At 59.0% G+C, this 18,095-nt stretch carries 17 protein-coding genes and 2 pseudogenes; 7 read left to right on the top strand and 12 right to left on the bottom strand.

What is annotated here, in order from left to right:
- Nucleotides 1-159 precede the first annotated feature (159 nt).
- Entirely contained in the window at nt 160-1,503 is a 1,344-nt protein-coding gene (locus tag PGX04_RS06210; protein WP_273737716.1) for an IS4 family transposase, read from the top strand.
- Between the two features lie 300 nt (nt 1,504-1,803).
- On the opposite strand, the pseudogene PGX04_RS06215 reads toward PGX04_RS06210, so the two are convergent.
- The 4 genes and pseudogenes from PGX04_RS06215 to PGX04_RS06230 form a co-directional block, all read right to left on the bottom strand.
- Nucleotides 1,804-2,860 (bottom strand): annotated as a pseudogene (locus PGX04_RS06215) (IS630 family transposase).
- Nucleotides 2,861-2,949: 89 nt separating this feature from the next.
- Nucleotides 2,950-3,879 carry a transposase gene (locus PGX04_RS06220; protein WP_273737717.1) on the bottom strand — a complete coding sequence of 310 codons (930 nt, stop codon included), beginning with the start codon at nt 3,877-3,879 and terminating at the stop codon, nt 2,950-2,952.
- A 170-nt stretch (nt 3,880-4,049) separates the two neighbouring features.
- Nucleotides 4,050-4,676 (bottom strand): hypothetical protein, encoded by a 627-nt coding sequence (locus PGX04_RS06225; protein ID WP_273737718.1) that lies wholly within the window; start codon nt 4,674-4,676, stop codon nt 4,050-4,052.
- A gap of 195 nt (nt 4,677-4,871) precedes the next feature.
- The gene (locus PGX04_RS06230) at nt 4,872-5,201 is read right to left on the bottom strand and encodes a hypothetical protein (RefSeq protein ID WP_273737719.1); all 330 of its coding nucleotides are present in this window, start codon (nt 5,199-5,201) and stop codon (nt 4,872-4,874) included.
- Between the two features lie 685 nt (nt 5,202-5,886).
- On the opposite strand from PGX04_RS06230, the gene PGX04_RS06235 reads away from it, so the two are divergent.
- From PGX04_RS06235 to PGX04_RS06245, 4 genes and pseudogenes are all read left to right on the top strand, one after another.
- Nucleotides 5,887-7,224 (top strand): IS4 family transposase, encoded by a 1,338-nt coding sequence (locus PGX04_RS06235; protein ID WP_377042275.1) that lies wholly within the window; start codon nt 5,887-5,889, stop codon nt 7,222-7,224.
- Between the two features lie 329 nt (nt 7,225-7,553).
- A pseudogene (locus tag PGX04_RS06240) lies at nt 7,554-8,848 on the top strand (IS4 family transposase).
- 362 nt (nt 8,849-9,210) lie between these two features.
- A complete protein-coding gene (locus PGX04_RS34450) occupies nt 9,211-9,480 on the top strand; it encodes a recombinase family protein (RefSeq protein WP_377042276.1) in 270 nt (89 codons plus the stop codon).
- A 46-nt stretch (nt 9,481-9,526) separates the two neighbouring features.
- The gene (locus PGX04_RS06245; RefSeq protein WP_273737721.1) at nt 9,527-10,405 is read left to right on the top strand and encodes a fumarylacetoacetate hydrolase family protein; all 879 of its coding nucleotides are present in this window, start codon (nt 9,527-9,529) and stop codon (nt 10,403-10,405) included.
- A gap of 655 nt (nt 10,406-11,060) precedes the next feature.
- Here the strand turns inward: PGX04_RS06245 and PGX04_RS06250 are convergent.
- Together PGX04_RS06250 and PGX04_RS06255 are read right to left on the bottom strand one after the other, a co-directional pair.
- Entirely contained in the window at nt 11,061-11,510 is a 450-nt protein-coding gene (locus PGX04_RS06250) for an integrase core domain-containing protein (RefSeq protein ID WP_273737722.1), read from the bottom strand.
- Nucleotides 11,507-11,998: a hypothetical protein gene (locus PGX04_RS06255; protein ID WP_273737723.1), complete on the bottom strand. Its 492-nt coding sequence runs from the start codon at nt 11,996-11,998 to the stop codon at nt 11,507-11,509. The genes PGX04_RS06250 and PGX04_RS06255 overlap by 4 nt, the downstream gene beginning before the upstream one ends.
- Nucleotides 11,999-12,403: 405 nt before the next feature.
- Here PGX04_RS06255 and PGX04_RS06260 point away from each other — a divergent pair, with 405 nt between their 5' ends.
- Together PGX04_RS06260 and PGX04_RS06265 are read left to right on the top strand one after the other, a co-directional pair.
- The gene (locus PGX04_RS06260) at nt 12,404-13,399 is read left to right on the top strand and encodes an MBL fold metallo-hydrolase (protein WP_273737724.1); all 996 of its coding nucleotides are present in this window, start codon (nt 12,404-12,406) and stop codon (nt 13,397-13,399) included.
- A 343-nt stretch (nt 13,400-13,742) separates the two neighbouring features.
- Entirely contained in the window at nt 13,743-14,375 is a 633-nt protein-coding gene (locus PGX04_RS06265) for an IS6 family transposase (protein WP_273737725.1), read from the top strand.
- 272 nt (nt 14,376-14,647) lie between these two features.
- On the opposite strand, the gene PGX04_RS06270 is transcribed toward PGX04_RS06265, so the two are convergent.
- The 6 genes from PGX04_RS06270 to PGX04_RS06295 all read right to left on the bottom strand — a co-directional run.
- The gene (locus PGX04_RS06270) at nt 14,648-15,724 is read right to left on the bottom strand and encodes a cupin domain-containing protein (protein ID WP_273737726.1); all 1,077 of its coding nucleotides are present in this window, start codon (nt 15,722-15,724) and stop codon (nt 14,648-14,650) included.
- 351 nt (nt 15,725-16,075) lie between these two features.
- Entirely contained in the window at nt 16,076-16,288 is a 213-nt protein-coding gene (locus tag PGX04_RS06275; protein ID WP_273737727.1) for a hypothetical protein, read from the bottom strand.
- Between the two features lie 17 nt (nt 16,289-16,305).
- On the bottom strand, nt 16,306-16,815 hold the full coding sequence (locus PGX04_RS06280; protein ID WP_273737728.1) for a magnesium and cobalt transport protein CorA: 510 nt from the start codon (nt 16,813-16,815) through the stop codon (nt 16,306-16,308).
- A gap of 230 nt (nt 16,816-17,045) precedes the next feature.
- A complete protein-coding gene (locus PGX04_RS06285; protein ID WP_273737729.1) occupies nt 17,046-17,222 on the bottom strand; it encodes a hypothetical protein in 177 nt (58 codons plus the stop codon).
- 57 nt (nt 17,223-17,279) lie between these two features.
- Nucleotides 17,280-17,678, bottom strand: a complete 399-nt coding sequence (locus PGX04_RS06290) for an acyl-CoA thioesterase (RefSeq protein WP_337959450.1) — start codon at nt 17,676-17,678, stop codon at nt 17,280-17,282.
- On the bottom strand, nt 17,678-18,095 hold a 418-nt coding region (locus PGX04_RS06295; RefSeq protein ID WP_273737730.1), incomplete at its 5' end, for an acetate--CoA ligase family protein. The genes PGX04_RS06290 and PGX04_RS06295, both read right to left, overlap by 1 nt.

Raw genomic sequence — 18,095 nt, forward strand, 5'->3', positions numbered from 1 at the left:
CAGCCAGAACAAAAAGCAGCAGGTGAATCCGCACAGGATCCAATCGTACTCGCAGCTCTCGCATCCGTTGGGTTGTCCTGGTACCATCCGTTCTAGGCTAACTGGAGAAGACAGGAAGACCGCCAGCTGTTAGCGGTATGAGATCCGGTGAGGAGATGAATGACACTCCCACCGGATTCGGTAATAGAAGAGCGGCTGGTAAAGACGTTTCCGAATACCCGGCTGCGCGAGCTTGCTCGCGCAACCGGGTTGATCCAGCGTAAGGGCGGAAAACTCGAGGCTGATGCCCTGTTCTGGTCGCTCACACTCGGGTTCGTTACCGGACACTATCGAACACTCGAAGAGTTCCGGCAGGAATACATCGACACCTTCGGCGGAACACTTCGTTACTCGTCGTTTCACGATTGGTTCACCGAGGCGCTCTGTGCGTTTCTTCGAGAGGTCCTCAAGGACGCGCTTGAGGACCTCGAAGAGAACGACGACCGTCTTCAGGGCCGGTTCGACCAGTTTCGCGAAGTATTCATCATCGACATGACGGTCATCACGCTGTATCAGTCCCTCTTGGGCGTGTTTCCAGGGTATGGCGACGACCACGCTGGAGCGAAGCTCCACGTGGTCGAAGCCGTCAGCACAGGACTTCCAGCTGACTTCACCATCACAGACGCGCGTACCCACGAGTCAACGCACCTCTCGACCGGTCCATGGGTTGAGAACGCCCTGCTGTTGTTCGATCAAGCCTACTTCGACTACCGGACGATGGATCTCATTGATGCCAACGGCGGCTGGTTCCTCACACGACTCAAGCCCAACGCAAACCCCGCAATCACCGACGAGTTCAGGGAATGGCGTGGCAACGCCATTTCCCTGGAAGGAAAGCAGGTCCAGGAGATCTTGGACGATCTTCACCGAGATGTCATCGACGTTGAGGGAGAAGTTGAATTCAAGCGACGTGTCTACAACGGCACGGCTTCGCGTGCCGTTGAGACGTTCCGTGTCGTCGGCGTCTGGAACACAGAGGAACAACGCTACCACCTGTACATCACGAATCTGCCGGTTGAAGGGTATCGTGCGCCTGATATCGCGAAGCTCTATCAGGCGCGCTGGGAGGTCGAACTCCTGTTTCGAGAGCTGAAACGAGTGTACGGGCTTGACGAAGTTACCTCCAGCAAGCCCGAAGTCGTGGAAGCATTGATTCTCATCGGGTTGCTCTCGCTTGTGATCAGCCGCACGCTCAGGGAGCTGTTCATCGAGATCATCGAAGAACAGCAAGAAGACCGCAGCGACGACGACGTTGACGCGTCGTCGCTGCTTCCCAAGGAACGGTGGGCACGGGCGTTCAGTCGGCGAAGTGATCGGATTCTCTGCCGAGTCGCCGAGCGACTCGGCTACGAGCCACCGAGCCTCGTTGAGTCATTGCTGAACGATGCATTAGATCCGAACGCTCACCGTTCCCTGCTGTTAGAGCGGGTCCAGCACGAACCGTTCGAAGCTGATCTCGCGTAATCCGCCCTAACGAGGCTGGATTCACGAGGATTTCCAGCGACAGCTTTCGGATTCAGTGGGCTGTTCGGAGCGCTCACGGCGGTGAGCGCTCCTATAGCCACCTCATCTCGGAGCAATTGCCTGTGACTGACTGTGCTGACCCGACCAACGAACAGAATCCTGGTTCGCTCGCCCCGGATATAGCGGGCTTAGCCTAGAACGGATGGGCCGAAGGCTTACACGCGTCATGGAACGCGGACCTATGACTGGTCTCAGTGCAAAGGAAGCAGTGTCATGGGTCGAGTCCGACTGCCTGAGTGATCAGCGCAACCTCTGAATGTTGGGGAGGAATGTCTCGATCCAATCGACAGCAAAGCTTACACGACGGCTCAGACGAAAAAACGTCTCGGTGAGAAACTGCCTGAAATGCTCTTCATCCTCGTAGATTTCTGGTGAGATCTCTCGTTTGAGACTCTTCCAGAGCGGTTCGATCGCGTTCAACGTCGGCGAATGCGGTGGGGTGAAGACGAACTCGATACCGAGTTCGTCGGCCCGTTGTTGGGTGAGGTTCGCGTGATGGGAGCCATAATTGTCCGCCACAAGCAGAATCCGCCCGACCGGATTCTGCTCGCGGATCTTCTCCAGGGCCTCACAGACGGTCTCCTTGATGATTCGTTCACCGAACGAAATCGTACTTTGCCCAGTCAGCGCATAGAAGCCGAACGAGCGCCACGGAGCGATCACCAGCGGTTTCTCGATCGTAACCGTTCGGTCGTACGACCACATCCGCTGAGAGTTGTCAAACGGTTGTGGCCATGATTCATCGAAAGAACCCCAGTACGACCGGATCATCCTCCTCATCGGCATCTTTCTCGCCGAGCGCCTCGGCAAGGCGCTCGGCGAGGATCTCATCTGCGTTCTCAGGACTGCGCGGATCCATCGGGCGTGGTTTGGCGTAGTGCATCCCGCTCGCGCGCAATTTCCGGCTCAAATGAGCTGGGTCGTAGGTAACGCCGTATCGTTCTTCGATGAGTGCGTGGATCGCTCGTGGCGTCCACGGCTGGCCTTCTTCGAGGATCTCACACAGTTCAACGAACTGTTCATCTGAGAGTTTCGGGGGCCGACCGCCCCCGAAACTCGGTCGCAATCCATCGACACCAGCGTCGTTCCACGCGTGTGCCCAGCGGCTGCTGTTGGCCTGTGAAACGCCAACACGTCTGGCGGCTTCTTCCAGTACATCGCCCGCGTAGAGATTCTTCACGAAACACAGACGGCGGACGAGCCGAGCCTCGCCCGCCTTCTGAGCCTCATTGATCGCCGTATCAAGTTCGGCTTCGGAAAGATGCTGAACCACGTCGAATCGGCGGCGTCCATTCATGAAGCCAGTAGGTGCTGTGAGTATCCATACTTTGCGCAGACCACTCTCACTCCCTCCCGAGACCCGCGATCTGGGTGGTTTCTCCTCGGTTAGTCGGTGGGAGCGAGGCAGAACCCAACGAGTTCGACGATTTCGCCGGCTCGGAGTGGCGGCTTTGCGCCGAGGTCGACGGCTGGCGCCTCACGAAGCAGAAGGTTCGTGAGGCGCCAGCCGTTGTACATAACGACGCCTAGGACGAAGTACAGGAGCCGTATGCGGTAATCTGTCGAGGCTGTGGCGGGAAGAAAGTGATGTTTGATCGTCTTATACTCACTTTCGATCTGCCACCGACAGCTGTATTGTGCGGTGAGCCCTATGGCTTGGTCGGGTGTTACGTCGCGATTCGTCGTGAAGACGGCGTACGTTCCGTCTTTCTCGGTCGACGGAACGTACATGAAACTCAGCTCGTGTGATCGGCCGTCCACAGAGAGTGTCACCGCTCGCTCGACGGCAACGTCGGCGAGCGGGTGCGCTTCGAGCTTCTCGATCTGGTCTAGATCGGCGGTGTAGACCGGTTTGGGGATAAGATAGGTGATGTCGTGGCGGTCGATCAGATCACGAACTTCCATCGCGTCGAACTCACGATCGGCAAAGAGCTTGTGAATCTCAACATGTTGTTCAGCCTGTTCTAGCAACCGCCGGACGAGATCAGCTTTCAAGTGACTGTGGATCTGGGAGGCGTCGCCTTCCCAGGCCGACGCCTCCCGGACGGGTTCGATCCTCAGCACGATCGGCGTGTCTTGGCCGATGATTGTCAGTGTCGCGAATTTGTAGCTCCGTCCGTCTTTGTCACCACTCACCATGTCCGGATATTCGTCCTTTGGGACCCGTTCCTCGCCATTGACGATGACGACGTCGTCGTCGGGATCGACGTCGTCATCGTCTTTGTAAGGAGAGGGGTAGAACTCCCAGTGGGTGATGTCGATCGCCGCGATGACGGGCTCGCGGAGCCCGTCGTTCGCGACGATCTCTGCGAGCAAGCACTCCAATCCCGCGTGCAACGGACCGAGGATCGCATCACGGATCCGCTGTCAGTTGAGCGGTCGCTCACCGTCTGCAAAGTCGGTGAGCGACGTCTGCTCGGCTGGTGCTGCGATCTGTTTCATCGCGCGGAGATGTGTATCGCCGTGCGGTGTTTTGGTCCAGTCACTCAGCCGATCGAAGCGCCGACGTGGGGACGACGACCCCACGTCGGCCAGGTTGAGATACGCCTGCCACTCGAAGAATAGTCATCGGGATACCTTGCGTTAGCTGCGCGGTCGGTCTCGAACGCACCGAGCCCCCGGTCACGGGCGGTGCGGATCGCCTGCATGATCTGCTCGTCAGTGACGAGGGCGTCACTGACTTCGCCGGGATCGAGTCGAGGCTCCCCATCTGTCACGATCTCGTGGTCGGCGGCCACCGCCCAAATTTCATGGGCGGTGGCCGTGATCGCCCGGCGGTCAGCGAGTGAAAATCGTCGGCGCCACATGTAATTGATCGCCTGTTGGGTGGGTGCTCGGCCGAGTTCGAACCGGATGAAAACGTAGGTTGTGCCCTTGAGCCGGCGATGAAGTTCGCTGTCGTTGAATCCGCGAGCGTGTTGATACAGGAACATACGCACGACCGACTTGAACGCGAAGTCGGTCGTGCTGGTCTGTGCATACTGATCCGAAAATGAGCCTTGCGAGACGTCGAGAGCGGCGATCACTCGGGTGATGTGATCGTGGAGCGAACACAGTTCCTCGGCCTGTTCGACGAGGGCATCCACCGCGAGTTCCGCAGTTGGCGTCGTCATAGGTGAATGACGACGCCGCTCATGACTGAGAGTACCGATAATCCGTTGTATCGCTGCGCTAGTGCTTTGTAGTATCCCATCCTCCGAACCTGTGGAAACGGCAGAGGTTGAGAGTTTGGAGTGCGACAAACCACTAGCTAGGCTACATATTCTCGGTCAACACTCGAACGCAACGCCCACGCCGATCGCAGAGAGCTATGCTGTGAGCGCGGGCCCCGGGGTCCAGGTATTGCCCTCGAGGGCAACGAGGTCGTAGCGGGCAAGGATCTGGAGGGCGTCGACGACCGCCTCGGCGTCATAGGCGTGATGCATCTCCGGCGGCAGCTGGTCGACGATGACACTCCGGGTGCCACCGTCGAGTCGCCGCACGGTCTCTAATAGGCGCGAGAAATCAGCCAGAACTGGCCCAAGCACCTCCTGCTCATCCGTCGACATCTGTAACTTCTCGACAACAGCGTCATATTCACCCGTAAGCTCCACCGTTATGTCGACACTTCTATCACATTCGTCGTGAGTTTCGTCCATATCTCGATAGATAGCATTCGAACGTACAAATACGTTTCCAAAACGGCTAATACGTGAGTCGAATACGGGTCTTCACCTCTCTTTCTACAGCCGAAGGCAGCGGCAGGGGGACGTCGTGCTGGACGGACGGTGCCTGAGAGTGACCGACAACTCCTATGACATCACGTATCGGTGTCGTCGAGCACGGTGGCATCCGTGGGCAGGGGGGAGCCACAATCTAGGTCTCGCCGACGGCACTACCGGATACGATCACGTCGACACGCCAGTCGGCGACGATCGCCACCAACGGTCCACCAGCATGCAGCTGATTCGTGGACGACTAGGACAAGGCCCTCAGACGACGACCACACAGCGCCCCGCTCTCGCTCGGTTTCGCTGCAGTCGGCGGCGTGGCCCCTAGACGGTGCCGTGGCCGTGGTTCCCATCGAGTCGTGTAACTACCGTGCTCCACGGGGGAGAGCGTCGAGACCAGCATCGCATCGGTCAGGCCGGCGAGTCCCCGAATCACCCCAGACGCCACGTAGACATGGTGAATCTATCCCACCGTGGCTCGTGGGAAGAACGTGGTGGAGACTCGACTCATCCTTTCCAACTACATGGGTGGTCATACGTTCTAGGCTAAGTGCAGCCGCTGGCTGAACCGGTAGTTGTTCCTTTCGTGAGAATCCGGTGGAAAGTGTGCTCTATGTACCTCCCACCGGATTCTGTGATCGAAGACCGACTCATAAGAACGTTTCCCGAAGACGAGTTGCGCGAGCTGGCTCGCGCAACGGATCTCGTCCAGCGAGAAGGTGGTAAACTTGACGCAGCCGCGTTGTTCTTCGCGCTCGCCCTCGGCTTCGCCGTGGGCGAAGACCGCTCGCTTGAAGCCTTCCGCCAACGCTATCTCCAGAACGTCGGCGGCTCGCTCGCCTATGCTTCCTTCCACGACTGGTTCGTCCCCGCGCTCTGTGAGTTCCTCCGCGAGATCCTCGATCGCGCGATCGAGGATCTCTCAACCAGCAGTGACCAGCTCCGAGGTCGTCTCGATGGGTTTCGTGACGTACTCCTCGTCGATATGACCGTCGTGACGCTCTATCAGTCTCTGACCGACGAATTCCCTGGATACGGTGACGACCACGCTGGAGCGAAGCTCCACGTGGTCGAATCCGTCTCGACGGGCCTGCCAACGCAGTTTTCGATCACAGACGCGCGCACGAACGAGAGCACCGAGCTATCCACCGGCGGGTGGATAGCCGGTGCGTTGCTGATCTACGATCAGGGCTACTTCGACTACCGCACGATGGATCTCATCGAATCGAATGGCGGCTGGTTCGTCACGCGGCTCAAATCCAATGCGAACCCCCTGATCGTCGAGGAACTGCGGAGATGGCGTGGCGACGCCATCTCCTTGACCGATCGGAAGCTCCACGACGTCCTTGACGATCTTCACCGAGACGTCATCGACGTACGTGTAGAGGTTTCGTTCAAACGACGACGGTACCAAGGGTCGCGCAGTCGCGCGACCCGGACGTTCCGCGTCGTCGGGATTCGCAACGAGGAAACCGAGAAATACCACCTCTACATCACGAACCTGCCCGTTTCAGACTATCGCGCGCCTGATATCGCGAAGCTCTATCAGGCGCGCTGGGAAGTCGAACTGCTGTTCAAGGAACTCAAATCGACGTTCAATCTCGACGAGGTTTCCTCGAGCAAACCGGAGGTGGTTGAAGCACTGATCCTGATCGCGGTGTTGTCGCTGGTCGTAAGCCGTGCGTTGCGGCAGTTGTTCGTCGAAATCGTCGCGTACAACCAGGACAGCGACGACGACCGGGAGCCGTCGTCGCTTCTACCCCGGCGGCGGTGGTCGAAGGTGTTCAGCCGCTACAGCGCCGAGATCTTACGCCGAGTCGCCAAGCGACTCGGCTATGAGTCACCGCATCTGGTCGGGTTGATTTACCGAGACGCGCTCGACCCGAATCAGCATCGGCCGTCACTCCTCGAAGACGTCCAGTACGGCGAGTTCGTGCGCGAACTCGCCTGAAGAGGTATGAGCGACTGGCTCGCTCATGCCGATAGCGGTAGCACTGCCGAATGAGAGGCGTGAGCGGTGATTTTGGAGCGCTCACCCCCGGTGAGCGCTCCAATTGTCCGTCGATCCGTCCCGAGCATTGACTGATTCGTCGCTGCTCGCCTTCAGTCCTCGATGCCAGAGCCAATCCCGTCCGTCTTCTCCTCTGATTCAGCTGCTTAACCTAGAACGCATGCCCCATCACCTTCAGGCGTCGCCCATCCATGTTCGGTTAAGGAGCGAAACCGACAGACGGTGATGTCTTGATGAGGTTATCTTCAGCAACCGCGTAGAGAGAGGTTGTGCTAAAAGAACTCTCTCCAACACTCATACGACGGCGATTGACTTCTCTCTTTCCAGCGGACTTCATCGAAGACATCGCGCGCGCGATGTCGTCCAACGCCGCCGGACGATCGACATCACGATGCTCGTCTGGACGCTGATCATGGGCTTCGCCGTCGATGGCGAAGCCCGTACCATCGCCGGATTTCAACGGGCGTACTCCGCAGCAACCAACCAGACCGTTGCCCGCTCAAGCTTCTACGACCGGTTCACGCCAGCACTCGCAGCACTGGTGAGCGACCTCCTTGAGCACGCTCTCGAGGAGGTCGCAGTTCCTCACACGATCGCGCCCCAGTTCGAGCTGTTCCGAGAGGTGCTGATCGCCGATGCAACCGTGTTCAGGTTGCATCGGCTTCTCGATGCGTTTCCAGCCACCCACTCGGATCAATCCGGTGCGAAACTCCACCTCGTGCAGAACGCGACCAAGCAGACGATCGAGCAGTTCCAGCTCACCGATGAACGCACCCACGAGAGCAGCCAGCTCCGCACCGGGAGCTGGCTGCGAGGCCGGCTGTTACTGTTCGATCTGTGCTTCTACAGTTTCCGCTGGTTCGCGTTGATCGACGAGAACGGCGGCTTCTTCCTGACTCGGCTGAAGTCGAACGCAAATCCGTTGATCGTCGGAGAGCGACGGAAATGGCGCGGGCGCGCCATTTCCTTGCCGGAGCGTCGTCTTCGGGACGTTCTGGGAGACCTGACTCGGGAGATCATCGACGTAACCGTGGAGATCGAGTTCAAACGGCGGGCATACGCTGGGAAGCAATCGACAGATACGGTAGAGTTTCGCGTCGTCGGTGTCCTCGTTGCGGACACCGACGACTACCACCTGTACGTGACGAATCTGCCCGATGCGTTTACTCCCAGGCAGGTCGCAGCGCTGTACGGATTGCGGTAGGAAGTGGAGTTGCTGTTCCGGGAGCTGAAATCGCTGTACGGGTTGGAGAAGTTCCAGACGAGTGATCCAGCAATCGTTGAGCTGTTAGTGGTGGCGGCTCTGCTGACGCTGACGGTCAGCAGAGCCTTACTCGGGGAGTTTCAGGAGCTGTTCCCAGAGACCGTGTTCCCCCAGGAACGCTGGGCGAAGACCTTCCGGTCTCTCTCCCAGCTCATTCTCGAAGATCTGGCCCAGTCATTCGGCCATCCACCGCCGAACTTGCCGGAGTTGATGCTTCGTGACGCCTGCCAACCAGAGAAATCACGCCTCTTACTCGGCGAACGAGTGGCTAAAGCCTTCATGAGGCCGTCCAATGCTTAACCGAACACCAATGAGGCGTCGCCTCCGAATCTCCAGCATCAGCAGGTTCTGACCCGACGACACGGGATCAATTTGACCAGCAGTAATATAGGGAATCCGTGCAGACTGCAAAAACTCTGCGCTTCTATGGCTCCACAGTCATCGCAATACTCGTGGTTAGCGCTCATCTGGAAGCACCTCATCAGGTTTCTGCGGTGGTACTGACTGCTACCGCCGCAGGTCATCGGCAGCGGAGCTTGGAAGTTACTCCAAGGAGCAGTTGTACGGACGGAACCGTACCCAAAATGAGGCGAACTCTGGGAACCGGAAGGGGAGGACCCAGCAGATGAAGGAGTCAGTCCGACGAGTCGGGTGAGACACGGGTGGTCATCTATGCGCGGGTGAGTTCTCAGGCGCCAGTAGAGGAAACCAACAGCATCGAACGCCAGTTGCTCAACCTCCACGAAATCATCGAAGAAAAGGGGTTCAATCTGGTGCACAAGCCTTTCACGGGCCCTTCTGTATCCGGAACAGAGATCAACCAGGAAGGACGGAAATCCCGTCACAAATTCCTTCAGACGGACAGCGAAGAAAACAAACACAGGGAATGCCCGCCCGGACGGAACGGGCGGTCTTGTGGCAGACTGGCGTAGTGTTGGAAGGCGATAATTTATGCTACTGGCCATCTCACGGCACTGTATGCGATTTGTCCGCTTCAACGAGGATCGACTAGGACTGCTCAACAACGACGGTACGGGCATTATCGACCTGACCGACCGCCTCGGCATCGAGTTACACGACCCGCTCCTGACGTACATCAAGGGCGACTACGACGCGAGTCAGTACGAGGACGCCACCCCCGACGTTGACCGGAGCGACGTCGAACTCGGCGCCCCCATCCACCGGCCTAGGAAGGTCATCGCCGCACCCCTGAACTACGAGAACCACATCGAGGAGGCAATCAGCGACCGTGACATTACCACGGAAGAGTGGTTCAGCATCGAGGACAAGGGCTACTTCCTGAAGGCGCCTTCAAGTGTCGTCGGCCCTGACCACGGCGTCGAACTCCCCTTCTCGGATCGCCGCATCGACCACGAGATCGAACTCGCCTTCGTCATGGCGGACGATGTAAAGGACATTGAGGCTGAGGACGCGTGGGACCACATCTTCGGGTACACCGTCCTGCTCGACATCTCCGTACGCGGCGACCAGGACCGCTCCAACCGGAAGTCATACGACACGTTCACCGTCATCGGGCCGTGCGTCGCCACGCCCGACGAAGTTGGCGACCCCCAGGACCTCCAGATGGAACTCCAGTTGAACGGCGACACCCAGCAGGACGAGAACACCGGCGATATGGTGTACACGTGCGCGGACGTCGTGCAGTACGCGAGTCTCGGCGCAACCATCGAAGCCGGGGACGTCATCACCACCGGGACGCCGGAGGGCGTCAGCCAACTCCACGACGGCGACACCATCCACGCCGAAATCGAGAACGTCGGCGAGATGACCGTCGACGTCACCGAACGCGACACCCGGTTCACCGACGTCGACGTCCAGAAAGGCGGTCAAAAGTAGCTACGAACCTCGCTGCTTCTCGTATTAGTGAAACGGCATCGATACGACTGTGTACTGGCAATCCCGAGATGGAGACGACCGGTATCTACGAGTTCGGCTGGGCTTCAATGTAGAAGTTGGACGCTTCCAGCACCGGGGGGTCCGTCATGCCGAGCAAAATCGCCTCTGTTCAACGTAGGGAGAGCAAAACCCAGAGAGGAGACACACCACCAGTCCCGGCGTTAGTGCGGATTTACTCTTCTTTAACCGGGATCAATATTCCATTCGGCAAACTTCTCGCTGTAGAACTCGGAGTGTTCGTCAAGACACTGTAACTGGTCGGGTATCTTCTCCTCGTGGAGCGCGCGTATCTCACTCCACGATTTCGTCTCGATCTCGTCATAGGTATCGGTCACTATTGTCGTTTCGGGGTAGTCGACGACTTCGCGTTGGCGTCACCTTGTTTACGTCGGTTCCTCAGTACATGATTGTTGACAGTGCCTGCAGGCCTGGTCCAAGGACACGAGCGGTCATGTGTATGTATGTTATTCACCTAAAGTGCCGTTCCTTGAAGACGGGCACGTATTATCCCGTTTCTTGATTCTAATAAGTCATTCGGTGACGGGAGGAGGTAATTAAAAGTTTCGGTATGCCGGTACGCTGTGGACTCTGCGAATTATTTCGTTGCATCTCCACCCCCATCAGCCACGGCCAGTGACGCCGCGTCCTGGGCGGTTGGCAACAATCTATCAAATGCTTCGGCTGGCGTCTCCAGCTCGTCGTACCTGAGGCTCTGGTGCGGGCGGTCCTGGTTGTAGTACTCGAGGAACGCCTCGAGTGAGTCGAACCGCCAGCGGTGCTTCTCGTAGGTCTGGAAGAACCGCTCGATCTTCCCGTTCGATTGCGGTCGACCCACCTGGCAGAGCGTTTGCTTGATGTCGTTATCGGCGAGATAGCTCTCGAACTGGTGGTCGGCCTCGCCGTGGTCATCGCGGGTATTCGCGTAGAACTCCGTGCCGTGGTCGGTAATCACCTCGAGGAGCTCGCCAGTGTCGGTATATTCCGTCCGGACCTCGTCGAGGAGCTCGATGCTTGCGTCACCGGATCGTGCATCGGTCTCGATCATCCCGAGGACTTTGGTGACGCATCGTCCTCGACGGCGAGACACCATTGCTTACGGCTGTTTTCGAACCAGTCCATGTGGACGGTCACGAGCGAGTACTCGCGTTCCCAGCGGACCCACGGCCGCTTCCGGCCCTGTTTATTCGGATTCTCGGTCACGTGTTCGTACTCCTGGAGGATGGCGTGGACGCGGTTGTTGTCGATCGTGAGGCCGTCACGCGAGCGGAGAACGTGCGCGATGGCTTCGGCGCCCTGCTCGTGGCGGGCGTAGAGCTCGAGGATGCGGTCGACGAGATTGGCTGGATACTCGGCGTAGGGCTTCCGGCCCGGCGTCTGGAGCGTGGGGAGCTCGCCCGTGTCGCGATACTCCTTGGCGAGTTGCTGGACGCGGCGCCGGCTGATCTCGAAGCGCTCGGCGACGTACTGCGTGTCCAGCTCGTGATCGACAACGAGGTGACAGACCCGGTCGACATCGTCCTGGTCCAGCTGCACCTGACACCGACGATTCAGGGGGTCATAATCCCGACGAAATCTTTCCCAGATTCCACAGTGTGCCGGTACGCACCCACTGTCAGGCCGAACGCATGGTTCCGTGAATGCCACGAACTTGTCCTCACCGCCGCGGCCTACAACCTCGAACAAGCACTCAAACAGTGATCCCTACGCCTTTCGTGGATTCAATAAAGCAGTCGGAACGAAAATCCGCATCCCACCGGGGACACTGCAGACGTTTGTAGAAATACTGGTATGTAGGGCGGCTTGCTCGTGGTTGTCGCACTGAACGTTGCAGCCTCCGGTAGTGACCACGACGATCAGGGTTCAACCGAGTTAGTCGCCGAGGTTGCAGTAGGCTTGCCTAATCGAAAAATTGATTTGCATCGTCTCGTATTAGCGTTAATGGAACGAATTCTGTTGGCGAACAGCGCGTTTGAGGGCGACAACAACGCCTACCTCTTCACCGATGGCTCTGAGACAGTACTCGTCGACACGGGCGACTGGATGAACGCGACACGAACCCAGCTGGAGGCCGGACTCGCAGACCATAGTGTCTCGATGGCCGACGTTGACCGCGTCTTCCTCACCCACTGGCATCCGGACCACACTGGATTAGCGGGGAGAATCCAAAAAGAGAGCGGTGCGATAGTACATGTACACGAAGCTGACGCACCACTCGTCGAAACCAACGAGCATGCATGGGAGGAGATGAAGGCCAAACAGCAAGCCCTGTTCGAGGTGTGGGGGATGCCCGACGAGGACCGAGCGGCTCTCACTGAGGAGATGTCGAACGCCCTTGAACTGGACTACGCCAAACCGACGGTCGAACCGTTCGTGGACGGAGACACGTTCTCGGTCAACGGAAACGAACTCAGGGTCGTACACACGTCGGGGCATGCGGATGGACTGTGCATCTTCGAGATGGAACTTGACGGCAGGCACGGCGTCTTCTCCGGCGACGCACTTCTCCCCAAGTACACGCCGAACGTCGGCGGCGCAGACGTCCGCGTCGAGCGGCCTCTTGAGAAATACCTGCGTGCACTCCGTCACATCGCCGACGCGAGCTACGACCGCGCGTGGCCGGGACACCGCGACCCAATTGACGACCCGACGGCGCGCGCCGAGGAGATCATTCACCACCACGAGGAACGTGCGTGGCGGGTCCTAGATGTCCTTCGGCGCGACGGACCCAGCAACCCGTGGGCGGTGAGTGCGGCGCTGTTCGGTAACCTCCACGGAATCCATATCCTCCACGGCCCCGGTGAGGTGTACGCTCACCTTGAGCACCTCGAACGTGAGGGATTCGTCGAGGCTGACGGAGGGAAATACCAACTGACCGACGACGCACGAAGCGCGCTCGACACTAGCAGTGAGGATCGCTGGCCGCTCAACGCGTGACGGCGGAGCATTCCACCTGGACGACTACTAGCTCGTGGTCTCTTCCCGCCACAATCCTCGAACGCGATGGGCCTGACGTCTGGCGACCGCAGGGCTTCGAATCTGACCGGATCTTCCGATACTTGCTCCACGTCCCCTGCTGCCGCCAAATACACGAGGTGGGATAGTGACTCGCCCCTCCGAATTTCACGTGGATCCCGTGCATTTCGCCGAAGAGTTTGACAGCGACGTCCCATGGCGTCGGTCGATGTATGCGGATGACGCATTCAAGAATCCGCTGGCTTCGATGGGGCAGTGTTCAGATAAGGTCGAAGGATGAGGCGAACGTGGTTTCTTGGTGTCCATGCAAGAACCAGACCGCCTCATCGAATGTAGCGACTTTCCGGAGTTAGAGTTTGTGGAGCGAGAGGCGACACCCGAGCCAGCGATGAAGCTCGGTATCCAACTGCATTTGGCGGGATTGTCGCTGTCGGATACCGTCCCTGTCTTGGAGGGCCTGGGTGTCAACCGGTGTCGCACTACCGTTCAGAACTGGATTCAGAAGGCCGACCTACAGCCTGCCGAGGGTCACGACCCGAATCATGTCGTCGTCGACGAGACCGTGATTCAGGTCAACGATCAACGTTACTGGCTGTACGCTGCTGTCGATCCCGACACCAACCGCCTGCTCCACGTGCGTCTCTATCCGACCAGAACCACCGCGCTCACGGAGATGTTCCTCGCAGAACTCAAAGAGAAACATCTCGTCGACGATGCACTCTTTCTGGTCGACGGAGCGCCCTGGCTGCAGGCGGCCTGTCATCATCACGGCCTCCGATTCCAGTATAACACCCACGGGAATCGGAATAGCGTCGAACGCGTCTTCAAGGAGCTCAAACGCCGGACGAACGCCTTTGCAAACCACTTCAGCGCCACACCAGAAACCGCAGAAACGTGGCTCCAATCGTTCGCAGTTTGCTGGAACCAGCTAATCTAAACAATGCCCCGGTAGTCGCCTGACCCCCGCTCTGAAGCTTGCTCATCCGTAGTGGCGTCAGCTGGATCGACGAGATCACAATCTCCGCTTCTGAACACCTCAATGGAATTGAAAAGATGCTATAGGGAAAGGCCACCTGAGTTCTGATCAGAGACCAGAGAGCGAACTCTAAACGGTGGCTCGTCAGGCAAAATAGATTGGACAGCCTCTATCACTGAGGTTGGAAACGCGAGACGGTGTTGCAAACAGCCTGTTGTCTGCCGACTGCTTGATTAGCTTGGTTGTGCTTCCGCGTAGAAGTTGAGCGCGCGCAGCACTGGTTCGTCGGTGATGCCTAGCAGGATGGCCTCCTCGTCGTCGGGCTCGTGGTGGTGAATCTCGTCCGACGGCACCACGAAGATGTCCTTCTCCCCCCACTCCAGTGCCTCGTCGCCAACGTGGGTGACGCCCTCGCCCTCGATGACGAAGTACACCTCCGTGGAGTTGTGGAAGTGGTCGTCGGTGGCCTCCTGGAGGAGTTGTGCGCGGAACGACATCGTCGGCGTCACGGGCGCCTCGCCGGTCGCCGGGTTAACGTACGCCATGCTGTGGCCGTCGTAGGGATCCGGGTCGTCGTTGTCCGCGTGCTGGCGCAGCGCCTCCAGCATCTCCGCCCAGCCGAAGCGGTACGGCGGCGTCGGCTCCTGATTCCCCTCGAACGGTCCGGGGATGGAGCCGTCGTCGTCCGCGTTGGTCGGGCGACCGCGGCCGTACTGAGAGTCCCAGTAGCCCTGTGTCTTCGTCACCGGCTGGCGCTCCAGTTCGTGGTTCTCGAAGACGTGGGAGTTGTTCAGGGTGTCGAGGAACAGCGGCAGGTCGAGGATGTCCAGCCACGCCGCCGTCTTGTCGGAGTCGTTGACGTGGTCGTGCCACTCCCACTGCGGGGTGGTGATGAGGTCGTGGTCGTGCATCGGGAACTCCTCGCCCGCGACGACCGTCTTCATCTCCTCGTGGCCGTCGATGGTGAACCGGAGCGCACTCGCGGCGTGGCGGTGCGCGGGCGCAGTCTCACCGGGCGAGACGGTCTGGACGCCCACGTAGATGGTGTTCGAAATCGCGTGGGGCGCGTTGATGGGGACGGCGACCCGCCGCTGGAAACCCGGTGGCAGGTCCTCGATGGGCACGTCCTCCTCGATGCCGTCGATTGCCGCCTGGATGTCTTCCCACTTCCAGATGTTCGCGCCGATATCGTCCACGAGGTTCCCGAAGTCGTCCTCGACCTCCCACAGCGGCCGTAGACTGTGCTCCTCGAGGATGCCCCGCGTCTCGGAACTCAAATCTAGGGAGTCCTCGGGCTCTTGCTGTGCCATAGTAGTCATTTACCACTCATTCGGCATAAGTGTGTTGGAGACAGTTAGCGGCGGTGTAGGTTGATGGGTAGTAACAGTTTGTACTCCCATCCTCGGATTTCTGAACGTAGCTGTCACTACCCTCTCCCTATTGACACCGGAGGAACTGGCGGTGCCGTCACTGGATTTGATGACTTTGGTGGTTGATCTGCCATGATCTTCTCAAAGCGAAACGTCCCGTGATTCTGGGCAAAGCTCACGTGTGGACGACCGTTCCTGTAGACCGACAGCGAATCACTCAACGCTCACAGTAACACTTGGCTGCGTGCCGATCGGTACCGCCGATACGGCACGCCTAACTTCTCTCATCCGCTAGTTCCCACCTTCGATCGCGTTCGTCGTTACTGGCCCTATGAACTCTCCTGTCTCTTCGTCCCAGAAGGACGGATACTCTGCTTTAACCCGCTCTACTTCGGCCTCGTACAGCGTCTCATACTCCGCTTGGAGATACGTTTCCAACTCCTCGTAGCGGCCCTCCTTGTGCAGCTCCTCAACGCGCTCGTCACCACGAGCGAGTGCGCACAATCGGTGAAAGAGACAGTTCACACGGGCTGGAAACTGTCGTTGTAGCAGTCTTCGTCGTCGGTTACACAGTAGGCAACGCCCTCCATCGGCAGTCCCAACGCGTTCGCGAGGACGCTCGCGAACGCAGTGTTTCGACACTGCACGCTGGCAAAACAGTCCAACTGCGGCAGATAGCCCAAGTTGACGGTGAATCCCTCTGGAGGAGGACGCGGGTTCTTCCCCTCCTGCTTGCGTTCCATGTTCTCCTCGTAGAGGTCCTTCTTCGCGCCCTTCTTGGCCGGATATGTCTCATCGGCACAGCCAGCTACCTCCTCAATGCCAGCTTCCGCAAGTTCCTCTCCGTATTCTTCCTTGAGTTCCTCAACCGTCCCCATGTCGAACAGAGCGGCTAAGACGTTCTGCGTGAATGATTCGCCAGCGACTGTGATGCCGTGTCGTTCGGCGAACTTGTCGCCGAACTCACGGACATAGCGAGCAACGGTGTCCTTGTCAACCTGAATCCCGATCTTCTGGAGTTGGTTCTCCACCGCCGTCTTGTGTACCGCCTCCGCGAGAAATTCGATGTGGAATGAACCGGTTTCCTTCGGATTCGGTCTTTGCTTGTTTGGCATATGGGAACCAAACCACTACAACCTACGTTCCGATACCGCCACAGTTAGCAGGCCGCAAAAACTGGCTGTCGAGGGTCGGGCGCGTCGGATGCATGGGGCCAGGAGCGAACCAGTTGAACCGTCGGGCGGGGCCTCCGGCCGGCAGGTTACGTCTGGACTTGTGCGTCGAAGACATCCGCAGATCGGAAGACCGCACGGCAGTCCTCGCACACCATCTGTCCCTGGATGGCGTACTCCCAGAGTTTCCCGCCGCACTTGAGGCAGTCGAAGTGCGCTTTCACGAACGGGTCCTCCTCGGCGTACGGATTCTTGAACTCGGCCATGCCAGTACGTGACGATGGCATCCTCAAAAGCATATCGTTTCCGCCACCCCAGCGCGGTCAGTCTACGTACCCGGCCATCGCCTCGCGAAGGTCCTCGGGGAGTTCACGCGCGCCCTCGCCGCCGGTGTGTGCGCAGACGCGCTGTTCGTACCCGGAGAACGCGACGGCGTCCTCGAGGTGCGCGACGTACTCGAACCGCACGCTCTTCGTGCCAGGGTCGGGCGTGAGGTCGATGGTGACCTCGTCGCCTCCGTGGAGGGGGTTCTCGAACTCGAAGTCCATCTCGACGAGCGGCAAACCGAAGCCGTGTCCCTGTGAGATCTCCCAGTACGGGTAGCCGAGTTCCTCCATGAACATGTCGCTCGTCTTGTGTATCGCATCCACGATGCGCGGGTAGTGCGCGATGCCGAACGGGTCAGTGTCCGAGAACCGGACCGTCCACGTGTGTTCGTACATCAGTCCCCCTCCTCGTCGAGGACGACGAGCGCGTCCAGCGCGACGGCGCCGTCCGCGGTAGCGAGCACGGGATTCACGTCGATTTCCGCGATTTCGTCGTGTTCCACGACGAGGTCGCCGACGGTCGTCACGACTGCCGCCAGCGAATCTAGGTCCGCTGGCGGGCGACCCCGGTACCCCTCGAAGAGCGGAGCGGCGGTGAGCTCGCGGAGTGCGCCGAGTACTTCGGCGTGCTCGATGGGCGCGATCCGATGACTGGTGTCCTCGTAGAGTTCGGTGAAGATGCCGCCGAGACCCGCCAACACGACGGGACCGAAGGAGGCGTCACGGAGACCGCCGACGATGACCTCGGTGCCGGCGTCGGTTTCGGCGGCGGCCTCCACGAGCACGCGCGCCTCGATTTCTCGCTCCGCGGCG

The sequence above is a fragment of the Natrinema soli genome, assembly GCF_028618695.1.